Below are 18,146 nucleotides of genomic sequence, written 5' to 3'. Positions count from 1 at the left end.
GATCACGCTGGGCGGCGTCTCGGCGGGCGGGAACTACACGGTGAGCCTGTCGGGCGCACCGAGCTTCCGGATCACGCCGGCGGTGCTGACGGTGACGGCGACCGCGGGCCAGTCGAAGGTCTATGGGGACCTCGACCCTGCGCTGGCCTACACGGCCACAGGCTTCAAGGCGGGTGATACGGCGGCCCTGCTGACCGGGTCTCTGACCCGGGCCGCGGGCGAGAATGCGGGCGATTATGGGATCACGCTGGGCGGCGTCTCGGCGGGCGGGAACTACACGGTGAGCCTGTCGGGCGCACCGAGCTTCCGGATCACGCCGGCGGTGCTGACGGTGACGGCGACCGCGGGCCAGGCGAAGGTCTATGGGGACCTCGACCCTGCGCTGGCCTACACGGCCACAGGCTTCAAGGCGGGTGATACGGCGGCCCTGCTGACCGGGTCTCTGACCCGGGCCGCAGGCGAGAATGCCGGCGACTACGGGATCACGCTGGGCGGTGTCTCGGCGGGTGGGAACTATACGGTGAGCCTGTCGGGCTTGCCGAGCTTCCGGATCACGCCGGCAGCGCTGACGGTAACGGCGACCGCGGGCCAGGCGAAAGTCTACGGGGACCTCGACCCTGCGCTGGCCTACACGGCCACAGGCTTCAAGGCGGGCGACACGGCGGCACTGCTGACCGGGGCGCTGGCCCGGGCGGCGGGCGAGAGCGCGGGTGATTACGGGATCACGCTGGGCGGCGTGTCGGCGGGTGGGAACTACACGGTAAGCCTGTCGGGCTCGCCGAGCTTCCGGGTCGTGCCGGTGGCGCTGACGGTGACGGCCGTGGCGGAGATACGGGGGTACGGCGATGCGAACCCGGCGCTGAGTTATGCGATTACGGGGGGCGCGCTGGTCAGTGGCGATGCGTTGACCGGTGCGCTGGGCACGGCGGCGACCACGGTGTCGGGCGTCGGCCGCTATGCCATCGAGCAAGGGAGCCTTGCGGCTTCGGCGAATTACAGCCTGGTCTATGTCGGCGCGGACCTGACGGTGACGGCACGGGCGCTGACGGTGACGGCGGCGGATGCGGAGAAGCGCTACGGCACGGTTGCCAACCTTGCCGATTACACCGTCGACGGCCTGATCAATGGCGATACGGTGACGGCGGTCCGGTTCGACAGTGCGGGCGCGGGCGCAGCCGCCGGCGCAGGGGTCTATGCGGTGCGGCTGGCGGCGGCTTCCGGCCAGGGGCTGGCGAATTACACCATCGTTTACGTCGAAGGCACCCTCACCGTCGAGCGGGCGCCGTTGACGGTGACGGCCAATGACGCCGAGCGCCGCATCGGCGAAGCCGATCCGGTCTTCACCGCGCGCTATGACGGCTTCGTCGGGGGCGAGGGGACGGAGGTTCTGCTGGGCGACTTGGTCTTCTCCACCGCGGCGGAGGCCCGCTCCGCACCCGGCGCCTATGCCATCCGGCCGGGCGGGGTCGCGGCAGCGAACTACGACGTGAGCTTCGTCGAGGGCAGGCTGACCGTCCTCGAAGCCCTGCCGGACTTCGCCAGAATCGAGACCTATCAGGCACGGGATATCCCCCCCCGCCTGCGACAGCCCGATGCGCTGCCGGCGACCGGGGCATTCGGCCTTCTCGGCGCGGGTTCCGTGCAGATCGAGGTCGTGGGGGAACGCCTGGCCGCCAACCCCTATTTCCAGATGCTGGGCGCATCCTTCGCCGGACAGGGGGCGAAGCCGGGGCCGGCGGCCTCGGCGCAGCCGTAACGGACGGGATCATCATGCAGCGGCTGCCGATCGCAAGCCTCCGGGCCCTGGCCTTGACCCGGGCCCTGGCCTTGACCCTGGCCCTGGTGCTGGCCTTCACCCTGGGGCCGGCGCCGATCCTGCCGGCCGGCACCGCATGGGCGCAGGCCCTGCCGCCGACGGCCGATCCCGGCCGGGTGGAGGAGCGGATCGGCCGCCCGCCCCCGCCGCCGCCCGCCGCCGAACCGGAGATCCCGGCCGTGGAACCCCAGGCGGCCCCGGCAGGGGCGGAAGCCGTCCGCTTCACCCTGCGGGCCCTCGACATCACCGGCAACACGGCCATCGCCGACGAGCGCCTGCGCGACGTCTACGGCCGCTATCTCGGTCAAGAGGTCAGCCTGGCGACGCTTTACGAAATCGCCTCGGCCATCACCAGTCTCTACCGGGCGGAGGGATACATCCTGTCCCAGGCCCTGGTGCCGGCCCAGCGCATCCGCGAGGGCCGCGTCGCCCTTTCGGTCATCGAAGGCCGGATCGACAAAGTGACCGTCGAGGGCGAGGATGCCTCCGGCCGGGTTGCGGCGATGGCCGCCCGGATCGCGGCGGAAACGCCCCTGACCGACCAGACCCTGGAACGCTACCTGTTGCTGATCCAGGACATCGCCGGCCTGAAGGCGCGGGCCGTGCTCGCCCCGTCGGCCGCGGCCGAGGGCGCCGCCGATCTGACGATCGTGCTGACGCGCACCCCGGCCGCCGGCTACCTGAGCGTGGACAATCGCGGCTCCGCCACCATCGGCCCCTATCAGGCGACGGCGGCAGCGCAGGTGAACAATCTCCTCGGGGCCGACGAGCGCCTGGGCCTGACCGTTCTCGCCGCCCCCCTGCATGACGAGCTTTACTATATCCAGGGCCGCTGGGACCAGCCGGTCGGGATCGAGGGCAGCACGATCGGCCTTGTCGTGGCCAAGAGCTGGACCAAGCCCGGCTCCACCCTGCGGCCGTTCGAGAACGAAGGTGATGCTGCCAGTTACGACATGTCGCTGACCCATCCCTTCGTCCGCAGCCGGGCGTTCAGCCTAACGGGGGAGGCGGGGCTGGCCTGGCGTGACGCGACTTCCGATTTCTTCACCGCCAGCAATCCGACCCGGATCTACGACGACCACCTGCGGGTCGCGCGTATCGGCTTCTCGATCGAGGCGACGGACAGTCTCGCCGGCCGCAACAACGCCAGCCTCAGCCTGGCCCGGGGGCTGAATGTCGCCGGCGCCAGCGAGGCGGGGGACAGTAACCTTTCCCGCGGCAACGGCGATCCGCAGTTCACCAGCCTGTCCGGCCGCTTCGGGCGGCTGCAACCCCTGGCCGAGGACTTGGCGCTCAACCTTAGGGGGCAATTTCAATATGCCTTCGATCCCCTGCTGGCATCGGAGGAGATCGGTTTCGGCGGCCTGAATTTCGGCTCGGCCTTCCTGTCTTCGGCGATTTCCGGCGACAGCGGCATCGGCGCCCGCCTGGAATTCGTCTGGTATTGGGCCCTGCTGCCGGCGGCCGGCGGCGCACTCCCGATCCAGGGGCAGAGCTATGGTTTCGTCGACGGCGGGGCGATCTGGCAAGCGTCCCGGCCGAGCGGCGAGCGGGCGCGGGACGGGCTGTTGTCCGCCGGCGTCGGCACCAAGCTCCAACTCGGCGACGATATTTTCGGCGGCTGGGAACTGGCCTTCCCGGTCGACAATCCGGCGGATACGCCGAAGCCGAACTCGGGCCGCCTGTTCTTCCAGCTGGGGATGTCTTTCTGACCCGGCACCGTCTTCTCCCGGCGCTGGCCGTCAAGGACCCGCCCCGGGCCGTGCCCGCCGCTTCAAGGTGAAGCGGCGGGGGATCTCCGGTGTTACCGACCGGCGCCCCGGCGCAAGGCCGGCGACGGTCAGCCGCTGATCTTGCGGTCGGCGGGATTGGCGACGGCGTCGTAGCGGGCGGCGAGGCTGAGCCAATGGCGCTGCGACAGGAGATGGGCATAGACGGCGGCGAGGAAGCCGTTCTTGCGCCATTCGAGGATGGTTTCGTCCGGCAGGGCGTTGAACTTTTCCTCGTCCACTACCAGGAAGCCGTTCATGTCGTGGCGCCCGCCGCCGGGCGTGCCGATGGAAATCGTGCGCTCGACCAGGAGATCCGCGGCCAGCAGGGCGGCGGAGAGGGCGCGGGTGCCGAGCAATTGCTGCTGATAGGCTTCGCAGAATTGCAGGGCGCGCTTTGCCGCTTCGGTCGGCAGGCCGTTTTCGAACAGGGGCTGGCCTTCGCCCTCGGCTACGAGGTCGGCCGCGCGGTCGATGCACAGCGGCAATTGTTCGGCGCCTTCCGGCTCGAACAGGATGAAGGGATAGCGGCGCAGATAGGCGGGCACGGGCTTGCCCGCGGTCCAGGTGCCGTTGTCCTCGATGAAGAGATTGGTGTCGCCGCCGAGGCCGACCACGATCACCGGTGCCGCCTGGGCGCCGGGCACGAAGACGATCGGGTAGTGCGGCCCCAGTTCGAAGAATTCGAGGCCGGTGATCGGAAGCGAATTGCTGGCGCGGGCGAAGTTGAAGTTTTCCAGCGGCTTCACCCCCAATGTCGGGTGGCGGGCCGGATCCAGGATCTCGGGGGCGCTGTAGAACAGGGGCAGGGCGGGCGCGGGCGCGGTCATCTCGTCTTTTCCTTCGCGTTCACTTCGTTTTTTCTTGGGGCGCGGCTTCCTGGTTGCGTTTGGCCATGAGGTCCATGGCGCTGGCAAAGCCCTTCAGGTCCATGGGGAAGACCTGGGGCTGGCCTTTGACGTCCAGCACCACGACCACGCCTTTCTCCTTCTCGCGGAAGGGCTTCAGGACGGTTTCGGGGACCATCTTCTCGACGAAGCAGCCGGCCTGTTCGCAACGGGTCACCGGCCAGTCGGTGATATCGCCGGCCCCGTCGATCCGGACCAGAACGCCGCCGGTGATGAGGAAGCCGAGCGGGAGCAGGATCTGCGCCACATATTGCTTCTGTTCGGCCAGATAGGCGAAGGAAAGCTGCATGACGGTCTGGCCGGTGTCGCGGTTGTTCACCGCCTGGATCATGTCGCAGGGCGGCGTGACCTCGGCCTGGCGGGTACAGCGCATGGTCCAGGCGCCGAAGGTGCTGGTCTCGAGGTCGGGGGCCTCGCCCTCGGCGCGGCCGGCGGCGGGCGCCAGCAGGGCAAGAGCGGCAAGCCCGGCGAACAGACGTGTCATCATCAGAAGGAGGCCCCGAGTTGGAAGAACAGGCGGCCGCTGCGCGGTTTGGGCTGATCGGCGGGATTGTCGACGGGAAAGGCCAGTTCCCAGCCGCCGAACACCTGGCGTTCCAATTGGAACCGGGTGCCGAGGCCGGCCGAGCCGAGGCCGTCCCGCGCGCGTTCGCCGGTCGGGCGGGCCGCCTGCCAGATCGCGCCGCCATCGACGAACAGGTAGGACTGGCCCTGGAGCAGGAAATCGCCCGCCGCCTCCGGCGTCAAGGCCCAGAACCAGATGAATTCCAGCCGGCCGCCGATGCCGCTGTCGCCCGAGAGCGCGGAGGAGGTGAAGGCCGAGCCGAAGTTGAGGCCGCCGAAACCGATCTCTTCCGACGCCAGCAGGGGATCGAAGGCATATTGGAACTGCCCGCTGGCATTGACGGCGAACTCTTCGCCGAGCGGCTGCAGGCGGCTGACGCGGCCCGAGAGGCTGGTGAACTGCGGATCGCCGTTGCCGCGGGAAAGGTTACCGTCGCCCTTCTCGCTGGCGCCGGCGACATTCAGGCCCTGGGACAGGGTCAGGCTGGCGCTGTTGCTGCCGCCGAGGTCGTCGATCGCATCCAGCGACAGGCCGGCCCGCAGCACGCGCAGGTGATCGTCATAGATCCGCGTCGGATTGCTGGCGGTGAAGAAATCCGAAGTCGCGTCGCGCCAGGCAAGCGTGATGCTGCCGCGCAGCGACAGGGCCCGGCTGCGCACGAAGGGATGTTCGACGCTGGCCTCGAAACTGGTCGCCTCGCCCTCGTTCTCGAAGGGGGTGAGCGTGGCGCCCGGGTTGGTCAGGCTCCTGGCCGCGACCAGGGCGAGAACCGTGCCCTCGCTGCCCACCGGCTGCGCCAGGCGAAGCTGGGCGTAATAGAGTTCGTCGTCGATCGGCGCGGCCAGCACGGTCAGGGCGATGCGCTCGTCGCCGCCCAGCGCATTGTTCAGGTTGACGCCGACGGTGGCCTGATAGGGCCCGATGACCGCCGAGCCCCGGTTGTCGATGCTGACATAGCCGTCGACCGGATTCCGGCTCAGGATCAGGGTCAGGTCGGCGGCGCCCTCGACCGTGGCCGACGGCGCGAGCACGGCCCGCGCCCGCAGCCCGGCGATATCCTGGATCAGCAGGAGATAGCGTTCGAGCGTGCCGCCGGTCAGGGGCGATTCTCCGGCGATTTCCGCGGCCAGGGCGGCGATGCGGCCGGAACTGTCCTCGCCCTCGACGGTCACCTTGTCGATCCTGCCCTCGATCACGACGATGGCGACGCGGCCGTCGACGATGCGCTGCGCCGGGACCAGCGCCTGGGACAGGATATAGCCCTCGGCCCGGTAGCGGTTGGTGACGGCGGCCGCGATCTCGTAAAGCGTGGCCAGCGAAACCTCGCGGTCCAGATATTGGCCGTAAAGGCCGGCGAGGTCCTCGTCCCGCAGCGCCGTATTGCCGCTCAGGTCGACGGCACGAAGCTGGAAGCGCACCGTTTCCGCCCCGGCGGGCGCCGCCTCGGGCGTCAGGGCCGGAATATCCAGGCCCTCGTCCGACGACGGCGAGGCCGGCGGCAGGCCGATCCGCTCGTCCACGCGGCCGGGATCGGCGGACGGGGGCAGCGCCTGCGCCCGCACCGCGCCAGGGCCGAGAAGCAGCGCCAAGGCCAGAGCCGAGCCGCCGGTAACCAATCGCTTCACTTCAAAGCCCCTCGCGCCAGGCCTCTGCCCGTCATCGTGTTGATCGCCGCTGCACCGGATCGATCGGCCCGCCCGCCCGGGCCGGCTGATGGCAATTGGATGACCGATGCCCGGGAATTAGTAAATCGCAGAACTGCTGTTGCCACCGTTTTCGCGCTTAGTGTGTCGCCGCACTGGCCAAACTGGGCATTTCCCCCCACCTGCCGGCCGCGCGGCCGCACCGGCGCCGTGTAATGCCTGGGGTGTTCAGGCGGCGCCGTCGACGACGAAGAACAGCCGTTCCTTCAGGCAATGATTGGCCATGGCCATGACGGCATCCTCGAGTTCGAGGACCGCCGAGATGATGCTGGGGCGCCGCAGCACGCCGATGGTGTGGATATAGCGATTGTCGATCTTGGTCAGATAGTCGCGCTCGACCATCAAGGCCAGCTTGCGCCTGACCGTCTCGCGCGGGAGCCCGGTTTCGCGGGCGATATACTGGGCGGTGCAGCCCGCCTGAAGCTCGCCCAGCAGCACGTCCAGGCTGGCCGCCGCCTCCCGGTGCGTCGGGGTGTTGAAGAAGGGGGCCCCGGTATAGAGGCCGACCACATCCATGATCAGGATGTAATGAAGATCGTCGTCGAGGACCGATGTCCTCACGCGGTAGACGCCGACCAGGAAGGAAAAGAACACCAGGGCTAGGCGTTGCCACCGGCCTTCGTCTGCAATCGGCCTGATCTGCCGCGCCGGGCCCGCCGTGGGGGCGTCGCCGTCGGGGAGCCGGTCGGGGACGATACGGAAAAAGCCGTGATCGAGACAGCGGGTGAAATACCCCTCGATGGCCCCGCCGATCTGTTCGACAAGGGCGCGGAAGGACGGGGTAAGCAGCGCCGCCGGCAGCAGGCGATAGGTGCCTTCGGCGATCTTCTCGATGAAGCCCAGGGTGACCAGCCGGCCGAGCTTGCGCCTGACCGTGGTGCGCGCCAAGCCCGAGGCTACGATCAGCGTGGTGGTGGTGAAATCCGGCAGGTCACCTCCCTCGAACGGATCGGGGCCCGAACTCACGACCGCCGCCGCCGCAAGCACCGCCACTTCGATGTCGCCGTCGAAATAGGGGGTGATCAGGCGATAGAGTTCGAGGTGGAACTCGACAAAGAAGCGCAGCGTCCAGCGGCGGACATCGGTTGCCGGCCCGATCACGCGAAAGTCGGTCGTGGCATCGTGCACTGCTGGTTCCTTCTCCTTGCGGCCTTGGGAAAGCGGCGGAGGCAATAGCAGTAAATATGGGGCGAAAAAAGCAAAAGCGCAAAATCGCGTGTGAAAATCGGTGTCGACTTGTCGACCGCGGATTGTTATGTGCTAAAGAAAAACAACGAAAAGAAAAGATCGTTAACAGAAAAGATACCAAGGTCGAAAATTGGCCACCAGATGGGGTGGCCAAACTGGGCATATTTGATGAAAATGGGACCGAAATCTTGGCGCTGCAAAGCGCGGGATATGGATTTTTCATCACCCTTAGGGCGCAATCCGCTTTTGATCAGGCCGAAGTTTGTCAATCTGCCAACCGGTCTGTCGGGGGAAGAAATGGGTCAGCGTCCTGGGAACCGTCGTCACCGCCTTGCGCCGGGCCGGCATTTCCGCTTCGGCGGCTTGCGCGGCACGACGGCGCTGCTGCCGGTGGCGATGGCCGGGATCGCGGCCTGGGTTCCCGGTCATGCCGCCTTCGCCCAGGACGGGCTGGCGGTGCCCACCGGCGGCGCGGTGGTCGCGGGCAGTGCCGCGATCGCCAATTCCGCCGCCGGCAAGGTGGTGGTGGATCAGGGCAGCGAGCGCGCGGTCATCGACTGGAAGGGCTTCGACGTCGGCGCCGAGGCGACGGTGCGCTTCAACCAGCCGGGCGCCCAGTCGATCACGGTCAACCGCGTCACCGAGGGCGGCGCCAGCCTGATCGACGGCCAGGTCTCGGCCAATGGCCGGGTGGTGATCCTCAACCCGAACGGCGTGCTGATCGGCGCCGGCGGGCGCATCGACGCGGCGGGCGTCGTCGCCTCGACCGCGCGCATCGATACCGAAGGCTTCATGGCGGGCGATGCCACCCTGAAATTCCTGCCCGGCGGCAATGATTCCGCCACGGTGGAGAACCGGGGCACGATCACGGCGGGCGAGGCGGGCATCGTCACCCTAGCCGGCCCGAACGTGAAGAACAGCGGCACCATCGCCGCCCGCGCCGGCCGGGTGAACCTGGCGGCGGGCGAGACCTATACCCTCGACCTCGCGGGCGACGGCCTGGTCGAACTGGCGGTGACCGGCGCCGGCCGCAGCCTGGAACAGGCGGGGCTGGTCGAGGGCGCGACGGTGGTGATGTCGGCCGATGCGGCGGCGGGCGTCGTCCAGAATGTCGTCAATGTCTCGGGCGTGGTGCGCGCGACGGGCATCGCCCAGCAGGGCGGCGTGATCGTCCTCGACGGCGGCCGGGGCGGCGTCGCGGTGACCGGCACGCTGGATGCCTCGGCGCCTGCGGGCGGCGGCACCGGCGGCGCGGTGACGGTGACGGGCAAGGAGATCGCCCTTGCCGGCGCGAAGATCGATGCCTCGGGCGCCCAGGGTGGCGGCGCGGTGCGGATCGGCGGCGGGCGCCAGGGGCAGGGGCCGCTGGCACCGGCGGAGAAGCTGACGGTCGATGCCGCGACCACGGTGAAGGCCGACGCGGGCACGGCCGGCAAGGGCGGCGATGTCGTCCTCTGGTCCGACGGGACGACGATCTTCCAGGGCCTGGTCAGCGCCAAGGGCGGGGTCCGGGGCGGCGACGGCGGCGAGGCGGAGGTTTCGGGCAAGGCCTGGCTCGACTATGCCGGCTTCACCGATCTGACGGCAGCGGCGGGGACGACCGGCAACCTGCTGCTCGACCCCTATAATATCGCCATCGTCGCCGACGGCACGGACTCCGCCTGGGTCCGGCTGATGACCGACGACAACATCCCGGCACAGGGGACCACGGTCATCAAGGCCAGCACGGTGATCACGGCGCTCGGCAATGCCAATGTCACCCTGTCCACCGGCGCTGCCGGCAGCCCGGGCACGGATCAGGGCAATATCACGGTCGATGCCGCCCTGACCTGGAACACCGGCCAGACCCTGACCCTGACGGCGGCCAATGCCATCTCGATCAATGCCCCGATCACCATCGGCGGTGCCGGCGGGCTGGCCCTGAATTACAACGCGGCCGATCCGATGAACCTCGGCTTCGCGGCGCCGGTGACCTATGTCGCGGCCGATGGCAGCGCGCTGACCGCCAGCGCCGGGGGCACGCTGTCGGTCAACGGCAGTGCCTATACGCTGATCTATACGATGGCGCAGCTCGACGCGATCGATGCCACGAGCGGCATCGACGGGACCGCGATCACCACCTATGGCGCCGGCCTCGCCGGCCGCTATGCCCTGGCGCGCGACCTGAATGCGGCGGGGACCACCTATACAAGGTCCGTGGTGGGGACCGGCGGCGTCCCCTTTACCGGCATTTTCGAAGGTCTCGGCCACACGATCGCCAGCCTGAAGATCGATTCGAGCAACGATTACACCGGCCTGTTCGCGGCGGCCTTCGGCGGCACCCTCCGCGACTTCGGCCTGACGGATGTGGATATCCGCGGTAATGTCTATACAGGCGCAGCCGCCGGTTCGGTATCGAGTGGCGGGGCCGCCGTCCGCGTCCATGTCACGGGGGGCACGGTAACCGGCGCCAGCAAATCCGGCGGTCTGGCCGGCACTGCCAACGGCGGCACCATCGTCGGCTCCCACGCCTCGGCCGCGGCTTCCGGCACCCAGGAGGTTGGCGGGCTGGTCGGGTACGTATCGGCAAGCGGGATCGTCAGCACCTCCTATGCCACGGGGGCGGTTTTGGGCACGGGCAAGGTCGGCGGCCTGGCCGGCGATAACACGGGCACCATCACCCGATCCCATGCCCTGGGGGCGGTGACCACGGTCGGTATCGGCGGCGGCCTGGTCGGTGTTCTCCAGGCCGGCGGCACGATCACGGAAAGCTATTCCGCGAGCACGGTCACCGGGAACAATACCATCGGCGGCCTGGTCGGGGACGCTAACGGCGCGATCAGCAAATCCTATGCCCTGGGGGCGGTGACCGGCACGGGCACGGGCTCGACCGTCGGCGGTCTGGTCGGCGTCCTCAGCGCCGGCGGCACGATCACGCAAAGCTATGCCGCGGGCACGGTCAAGGGGAGCATTCTCGTCGGCGGCCTGGTCGGGGACTCGGTGGGCACGATCACCGAGGCTTATGCCGCCGGGACGGTGGTGGGCAGCACCTATGTCGGCGGCTTCCTCGGCCGCCTGAGCGCCGGCACCATCACCAGCGGCTATTACGATACCGACCGGGCCGGGGTCGCTGTGGCGGTCGGCATAGGCGCCGCCACGGGGGTCACCGGGCTGGCGCGGGCGACCTTCCAGAACGGCAGCCTGCCCGCGGGTTTCAACGACTCGGTCTGGGCGACGGCGAGCGGCCTCTATCCCTATCTGAGCGTCTTCTACCCGAATGGCGCCCGGGCGGTTTCGGGCACGGCCTATGATTTCTCGGGCGCGCTGGCGGACAAGACCATCACCATCGTCGCCAATGGCGCGACGGTGGCCCAGGCGGTGACCGATCCCAAGGGCTATTACTACGCGCTGACCGCCGCCAATCTTCTGGCCGATGGCGCCGCCGTCTTCGCCTATGAGGCCGGGACCAAGGCGGCGACGGCCGCCAAGGCGGGAACGGCGGCGGCGGTCGGCGGGGTCGACCTGCTGAACGGCCATCTTACCCTCTCGACCACGGCGTCCACCCTGGATGCCCTGCCGGATGCGGCGTTGACCGTCGCCACCGCCACCGCGGCGGTTGCCGGCAATGCCGCCGCCACGACCGTGCTGGACGAGGTGAGGACGCGCATCGGCTATCTCAGCAGTGCCCCGGTCTTTACCGTCGGCCAGGCGAAGACCGTCGCTGCCGGCACGGCGCTCAGCGTCCGGGTCGCCAGCGGTGCCATCACGGTCGGCGCCGCCGTGACGATCGAAAACAATGCCGCCCTCGGGCTTTATGCCGGCGGCACGCTGGCGCTGACGGCGCCCATCACGGTGAAGGGGACGGGCAGCCTCGGGCTCGGCTACAACACCGCCGACCCGGCCAATTTCAAGGTGGCGGTGCCGATCGCCTTCACTGACGCCGGCGGCGGCGCGATTACCGCCGATGCGGGCGCCAGGCTTTCGATCAACGGCAAGGCCTATACGCTGATCTATTCGCTGGCCGAACTCGACGCCATCGACGGCGTGAACGCGATCGACGGCACCACCGTGACGGCGCCCACAGCCGGGCTGGCCGGCTATTACGCGCTGGCCAACACGCTGGATGCCCGGGGCACCACCTTTACCCGGGCCCTGATCGGCAATACGGCGGCCTTCACCGGCAGCTTTACCGGGCTGGGGCGCCGGATCGACGGCTTGACCATTAATGCCGGCACCACGGCCAATACCGGGCTGTTCGGCACGGTCACCGGCGGCCTGGTGCGCGACCTGACCCTGAACGGCGGCAGCATCAGGGGCGGGAATACCACCGGCGGCCTGATCGGCGCGGTGGGGGGCACGGCGACGGTCGCCTATATCGCCTCCAGCGCCGCGGTCATCGGGGCGAATTCGGTCGGCGGCATCTTCGGCACCGTGCTGTCCGGCAGCGCCGTGACCGCGACCCAACTCGTGGCCATGGGCTATGTCAGCGGGACGGCCAATGTCGGCGGCCTGTTCGGCACCATGGTGGCCTTCACCCTGAGCAACGCCGTGTTCGACCGCGAGACGGCGGGGGTGACGACGGCCAGCCCCACGCTCACCGCCCCGGGTTTCGGCCGGACCACGGCGGAGTTGCAGGCGGGCGCGCTGTTCACCGGCCTGGATGCCACCGTCTGGTCGGCGCAGGCGGGGCTTTATCACAGCCTGAAGGTCAGCTATCCCGAAAGCACCTATGCCGTCACCGGCACCTTCCTCGACGCGCTGGGCGCGGGCATGAAGGCCGCCGAGGTGGCGGTGGTGGCCGGCGGCGTCACCATTGGCAGCGCGCTTACCGGCGCCAATGGCTATTACTATGCCCTGGCCGCCGGGGCGGCGCCGGCGGCGGATACGCCGATCCTCGCCTATAGCAGCAGCCCCGCCGCCGCCACCCTGGCCGCGGCCAGCGGTGGCCTGGCCACCACGAACGTCGATCTTCTGGCCGGCAATCTGGCTACGGTGACCGCCGCCACCACCCTGTCCGCGGCGCCGAACACCACGACCCTGCCGGCCGCCGCCCTGGCCGTCGCCGGCAGCCATGCCGCCGCCCTGGCCGCGGTCAATGCGACCAAGGATTCGATCGCCCTGATCGCCACCGGCGCCAGCTTCACCCTGGACCAGAACCTGAGCCTGACCGGCGGCCTGACGGTGAAAACCGCCAGCGGCAGCGCCGCCACCATCGCCGGCACGGTCGATATCGAAAACGGCGCCAGCCTTAAACTGCTGTCGGGCGGCAGCCTGACCATTACCGGCGCGATCAAGGTGAAGGGCACCGGCAGCCTTGCCCTTGGCCATGCCACCGGGGTCAATAACCTGCGCCTGGCTGCGCCCATCAGCTTCACCGCCGCCGATGGCAGCGCCATTTCCGCCAGCGCCGGCGCCAGCCTGGCCATCAACGGCAGCGCCTATACGCTGGTCTTTTCGATGGCCGAACTCGATGCCATCGATGGCGTGAATGCGGTCGATGGCACGGCCCTGACCGCGCATGGCGCGGGCCTTGCCGGCAGCTATGCCCTGGCCGGGGATCTGGTCGCGGTCGGCACCACCTATACCAGGGCGCTGATCGGCACCGACACCAACCGCTTTACCGGGACGTTGGAAGGGCTTGGCCATTCGATCACCGGCCTGACCATCAATGTCGGCAGCAGTTACTATGGCGGCCTGATCGGGGGCGCCACCGCCGGCGCGGTGGTGCGGGATCTCGCCCTGAACGGCGGTTCCGTGCGCGGGAACGCGCTCACCGGTGCCCTGATCGGCTATGCCACCGCGGGCGCGGTGACGGTCGCCTATGTCTTCTCCAGCGTGGCGGTTACGACCGCCAGCACCGGCGCCGGTGGTCTGATCGGCTATTCAGCCGGTGCGACCCTCATGATCACCAATTCCCTCGTCACCGGGGCGGTGACCTCGCCAGTCACCGTCGGCGCTTTTGTTAGTAGTCAAAACCGGGGATCGGTGACGATAACGAACAGCGTGTTCGACAGCACGACGACCGGCGCGACGCGCGACAATGGTTCTGTCGCCGCCAATTCCGGCCAGACCACCGCCACCCTGCAAGCCGGTGTCTTGCCGACCGGGCTGGACAGCACGGTCTGGGGCACGGGGGCGGGCCTCTATCCCTATCTGAAGGCGGGCAATCCCGATGGCGTGAAAGCCATCACCGGCACGGTCTATGCCGGCCTCGGCACGGCGGTAACGTCCGTGATCGGCGTCTATGCTGCCGCGGGCGGCACGCTGCTGGGCGGCGGCAATTCGGGGGTCAACGGCTACTACTATATTCCCGTCTCCGCCTCGGGCTTTGCCACGGGGACGGCGGCGCTGGTCTACAGCACAACGCAAGGCGTTACGCCGGCCACGGCGGCGGCGGGCGCCGTGACCGCGGCCGATCTCCGGGCCGGCTACCTCAGCCTGACCACGGATGCGCTCACCCTGGCGGGCCTGCCGGATACGGCGGCGCTTTCGTCCGTCACCAGCGTGGCCAGCGCGGTGGCGGCGCTCGGCGTGGCGAAGCAGAACATCCTGCTGACCGCGACCGGCGCCAGCCTGACCGTGACCGGGCCGCTGGACCTGAGTGCGAAACTGACACTGCGCACCGGCACCGGCGCGCCGATCGCGCTGAACGGCGCGGTGACGGTGGCCAGCGGCGGCGGCCTGAGCCTGCTTGCGGGTGGGACGCTGGCGCTGAACGCACCCATCACCCTCAGGGGGGCGGCCGGCCTCGTGCTCGGCTACGATGCCGCGGCGGTGGGCAATCTCGCCGTGGCGGCCCCGGTGACGTTCGTCGCGGCGGACGGCAGCGCGATCGCGGCCCGGCCGGACAGCGGCGGCGGCACGCTCACGGTGAACGGGCAGGCCCATACGCTGATCTATTCGGCGGCCGAACTGGCGGCGATCTCGTCCGGGCTTGCGGGCAATTACGCGCTCGCCCGCGATTTCGCGGCGCCCGGCACAGCCTATGGCGCGGCGGTGGTGACCGGGGTTTTCACCGGCAATCTCTTCGGCCTGAAGCACGAGATTACCGGCCTCGCCATTGCCGGCGCCTCCAACCTCGGCCTCTTCGCCGAGGTGCAGACCGGGGGCGTGATCCGCGATCTCGGCCTTGCCGGCGTCAGCGTGACCGGCGTTTCCAATGTCGGCGCCCTGGCCGGCAAATGGGTGCGCGGTACGCTCTATAACACCACCGCCTCGGGTGTCGTGACCGGCCAGAGCCAGGTCGGCGGCCTGATCGGCTTCGCCGCCACGGCAGCGGTGGGGCAGACCGCCGATTTCAGCCGTCTCGGCTTCTCCGGGGCGGTCACGGCGGCGAATTTTGCCGGTGGCCTGATCGGCGCCGTCAATGGCCTCGCCGCGGTCAGCCTCACCCAGAGCTATGCCCATGCCGGGGTTACGGCCAGCGACAGCAGCGCCGGCGGCCTGGTGGGCGCGGTCGGGTCGCTGGTCACGGTCAGGCAATCCTATGCCATCGGTGCGGTCCGGGGCGTGCAGAAGGTGGGCGGGCTGATCGGCGAGGTCAGCACGACGACCGGCGTCACCGTGGCGGAGACGTTCGTCTCGGCCGCTGTCGGCGGCGGTAGCGCCGTCGGCGCCTTGATCGGCAGCGATGCCGGGGCCGATCTGTCCAGCAATTATTTCGATACGGCGACCGCCGGCATCACAGCCGGCGGCCCGGGCGTGACCGGCCTGACCACGGCCGCACTCCAGGGCGGCAGCCTGCCTGCAGGCTTCAACAGCACGGTCTGGAGCACGGGGGCCGGACTCTATCCCTATCTCACCGCCGCCTTCCCGGGCGGGGTGCAGGCCCTGACCGGCATCGCCACGCTCGGCGCCGGCCCGCTGGCCAGCAACGCCACCGCCCTGCAGGCGGTCGCCGTCGCGGGGGCTGCCGGTTACATCGGCGGCACCTATACCGGTGCCAACGGCTATTACTATATCGTCGCGCCCACGGGCAACCTGGCGGCCGGGGCCCATTACCTCGCCTATTCGACCAGTGCCAATGCGGCGGTCCTCGGCGTGGCGGGCTCAGGGGGCGCGACCGGGAATGTCGCCTTCACGGCCAATACGCTCGAAGTGGGGGCGGCGGCCCTCGCCGCCCAGGCCAGCACGACCCTGAATGCCGTGACGGCCATCGGCACGGCCTCGGCGGCCAAGGCGCCCGGCCTCCCCGCCTTCCTCGCCGCCCTGCCCAACGTCAAGCTCACGGCGGCGGGCGCCTTCACCCTGGATGCGGCGATCAATGTAACCGGTACGGTTTCCATCGCGGCCGGCGGCAACCTGACCGTGGCCGCGACCGGCGGGGTGCGGAGCGGGGGCAACGCCACCCTTTCGACCACGGCCGCCTTCATCAATAACGCCGGCGCCGGCGCCGGCGCGGTTTCGGTGACCGGTGCCGGCAGCCGCTGGCTCGTCTATTCGAATACGGCGGCGGGCGATACGTTCGGCGGCCTGGACAGCGGCAATACGGCGGTCTGGAACACGGCGGCGGGGGCGGCGGTCAGCCAGGCCGGCAACCGCTATGTCTTCGCCGAGCAGCCGACGCTGACCTTCACGGCAGAGGACAAGTCCAAGGTCTATGGCGCGGCGGCGGTCACCCTGACCTACAAGGTGACCGGCCTCAGCACCGGCGTGACCGGTGCTTTCGCGGCCGACACCGAAGCAACGGCATTGTCCGGCACTCCCGTGGTGGCATCGGCCGGCAATACGCCGGCGGCCGCGGCGGGCGACTACGCGATCACGGTCACCCAGGGCAGCCTGCTGGCGCTCTCGGGCTATAAGATCGCCTTCGGCGATGCGGCCAAACTCACCGTGACCAAGGCGATCCTGACCGCGAGCCTGACCGGCACGGCGAGCAAGGTCTACGATGGCACGGGGGGCGCCACGCTGGCCGCGGGCAACTACAGCCTCGCCGGGGTGATCGGCACGGATAATGTCACCCTGACGCCGGTGACGGCCGGCACCTACGACACGAAAAATGTCGGCACCGGCAAGGTGGTGACCGTGACCGGCCTCACCCTGACGGGGACCGCTGCATCGAACTACACCCTGGCCTCGACCACGATCACCGGCACGATCGGCACGATCACGGCGAAGGCCCTAACGGCGAGCCTGACCGGCACGGCGAGCAAGGTCTACGACGGCACCACCGGCGCGACCCTGACCACGGGTAACTTCGGCCTTGCCGGCGTCCTGGGCACGGAAGCGGTGACCCTGACCCCGGTGACCACGGGCACCTACGACACCAAGACTGTCGGCACCGGCAAGACCGTGACCGTGACGGGCCTGACCTTGACCGGCACCGACGCCGCGAACTACACGCTGACCTCGAGCACGATCACCGGCACGATCGGGACGATCACGGCGAAGGCCTTGACGGCGAGCCTGACCGGCACGGCGAGCAAGGTCTACGACGGCACCACGACCGCCACCCTGACCACGGGTAACTTCGGCCTTGCCGGCGTCCTGGGCACGGAAGCGGTCAGCCTGACCCCTGTGACCACGGGCACCTACGACACGAAGACCGTGGGCACCGGCAAGGGGGTGACGGTCACCGGCCTGACCCTGACCGGCTCCGACGCCGGGAACTACACGCTGCCGTCGACCACGGTCACCGGTGCGATCGGGACGATCACGGCGAAGGCCCTGACGGCGAGCCTGACCGGCACGGCGAGCAAGGTCTACGACGGCACCACGACCGCGACGCTGACCACGGGTAACTTCGGCCTCACCGGCGTCCTAGGCACGGAAGCGGTCAGCCTGACGCCGGTGACCACGGGCACCTACGACACCAAGACTGTGGGCACCGGCAAGACCGTGACCGTGACGGGCCTGACCCTGACCGGCACCGACGCCGCCAACTATATGCTGGCCTCGACCACGGTCACCGGCACGATCGGGACGATCACGGCGAAGGCCCTGACGGCGAGCCTGACCGGNCGATCGGGACGATCACGGCGAAGGCCCTGACGGCGAGCCTGACCGGCACGGCGAGCAAGGTCTACGACGGCACCACGACCGCGACCCTGACCACGGGTAACCTCAGCCTCGCGGGCGTCCTGGGCACGGAAGCCGTGACCCTGACCCCGGTGACGGCCGGCATCTACGACACCAAGACTGTGGGCACCGGCAAGACGGTGACGGTCACCGGCCTGACCCTGACCGGCCCCGACGCGGCGAACTACACGCTGGCCTCGA

General features: G+C 69.3%; 8 protein-coding genes. 4 read left to right on the top strand and 4 right to left on the bottom strand.

Annotated elements, in window-relative coordinates:
* Together DKG75_RS23125 and DKG75_RS22555 are read left to right on the top strand one after the other, a co-directional pair.
* A partial coding sequence (locus DKG75_RS23125; RefSeq protein WP_170131911.1) for an MBG-2 domain-containing protein occupies positions 1-1,756 on the top strand: 1,756 nt, incomplete at its 5' end.
* Between the two features lie 14 nt (positions 1,757-1,770).
* Complete coding sequence (locus DKG75_RS22555; protein WP_166646605.1) at positions 1,771-3,528, top strand: ShlB/FhaC/HecB family hemolysin secretion/activation protein; 1,758 nt, start codon at positions 1,771-1,773, stop codon at positions 3,526-3,528.
* Between the two features lie 128 nt (positions 3,529-3,656).
* Here the strand turns inward: DKG75_RS22555 and DKG75_RS22550 are convergent, their stop codons facing one another.
* From DKG75_RS22550 to DKG75_RS22535, 4 genes are all read right to left on the bottom strand, one after another.
* Complete coding sequence (locus DKG75_RS22550; protein WP_109923458.1) at positions 3,657-4,415, bottom strand: SapC family protein; 759 nt, start codon at positions 4,413-4,415, stop codon at positions 3,657-3,659.
* 19 nt (positions 4,416-4,434) lie between these two features.
* Positions 4,435-4,980 (bottom strand): invasion associated locus B family protein, encoded by a 546-nt coding sequence (locus DKG75_RS22545; RefSeq protein ID WP_109923457.1) that lies wholly within the window; start codon positions 4,978-4,980, stop codon positions 4,435-4,437.
* Positions 4,980-6,683, bottom strand: a complete 1,704-nt coding sequence (locus tag DKG75_RS22540) for a ShlB/FhaC/HecB family hemolysin secretion/activation protein (protein ID WP_166646606.1) — start codon at positions 6,681-6,683, stop codon at positions 4,980-4,982. The genes DKG75_RS22545 and DKG75_RS22540 overlap by 1 nt, the downstream gene beginning before the upstream one ends.
* Positions 6,684-6,929: 246 nt before the next feature.
* On the bottom strand, positions 6,930-7,889 hold the full coding sequence (locus DKG75_RS22535) for a hypothetical protein (protein ID WP_109923455.1): 960 nt from the start codon (positions 7,887-7,889) through the stop codon (positions 6,930-6,932).
* A gap of 201 nt (positions 7,890-8,090) precedes the next feature.
* Between DKG75_RS22535 and DKG75_RS22530 the strand changes: the two genes are divergently transcribed.
* Together DKG75_RS22530 and DKG75_RS23895 are read left to right on the top strand one after the other, a co-directional pair.
* Positions 8,091-17,918: a YDG domain-containing protein gene (locus DKG75_RS22530; protein ID WP_109923454.1), complete on the top strand. Its 9,828-nt coding sequence runs from the start codon at positions 8,091-8,093 to the stop codon at positions 17,916-17,918.
* On the top strand, positions 17,891-18,146 hold a 256-nt coding region (locus DKG75_RS23895; protein ID WP_211315716.1), incomplete at its 3' end, for a YDG domain-containing protein. The genes DKG75_RS22530 and DKG75_RS23895, both read left to right, overlap by 28 nt.

The sequence above is a fragment of the Zavarzinia compransoris genome (assembly GCF_003173055.1).
GTDB lineage: Bacteria > Pseudomonadota > Alphaproteobacteria > Zavarziniales > Zavarziniaceae > Zavarzinia > Zavarzinia compransoris.
The sequence above is the reverse complement of the archived record's forward strand: the minus strand, read 5'-3'. Positions and strand labels throughout refer to the sequence as shown.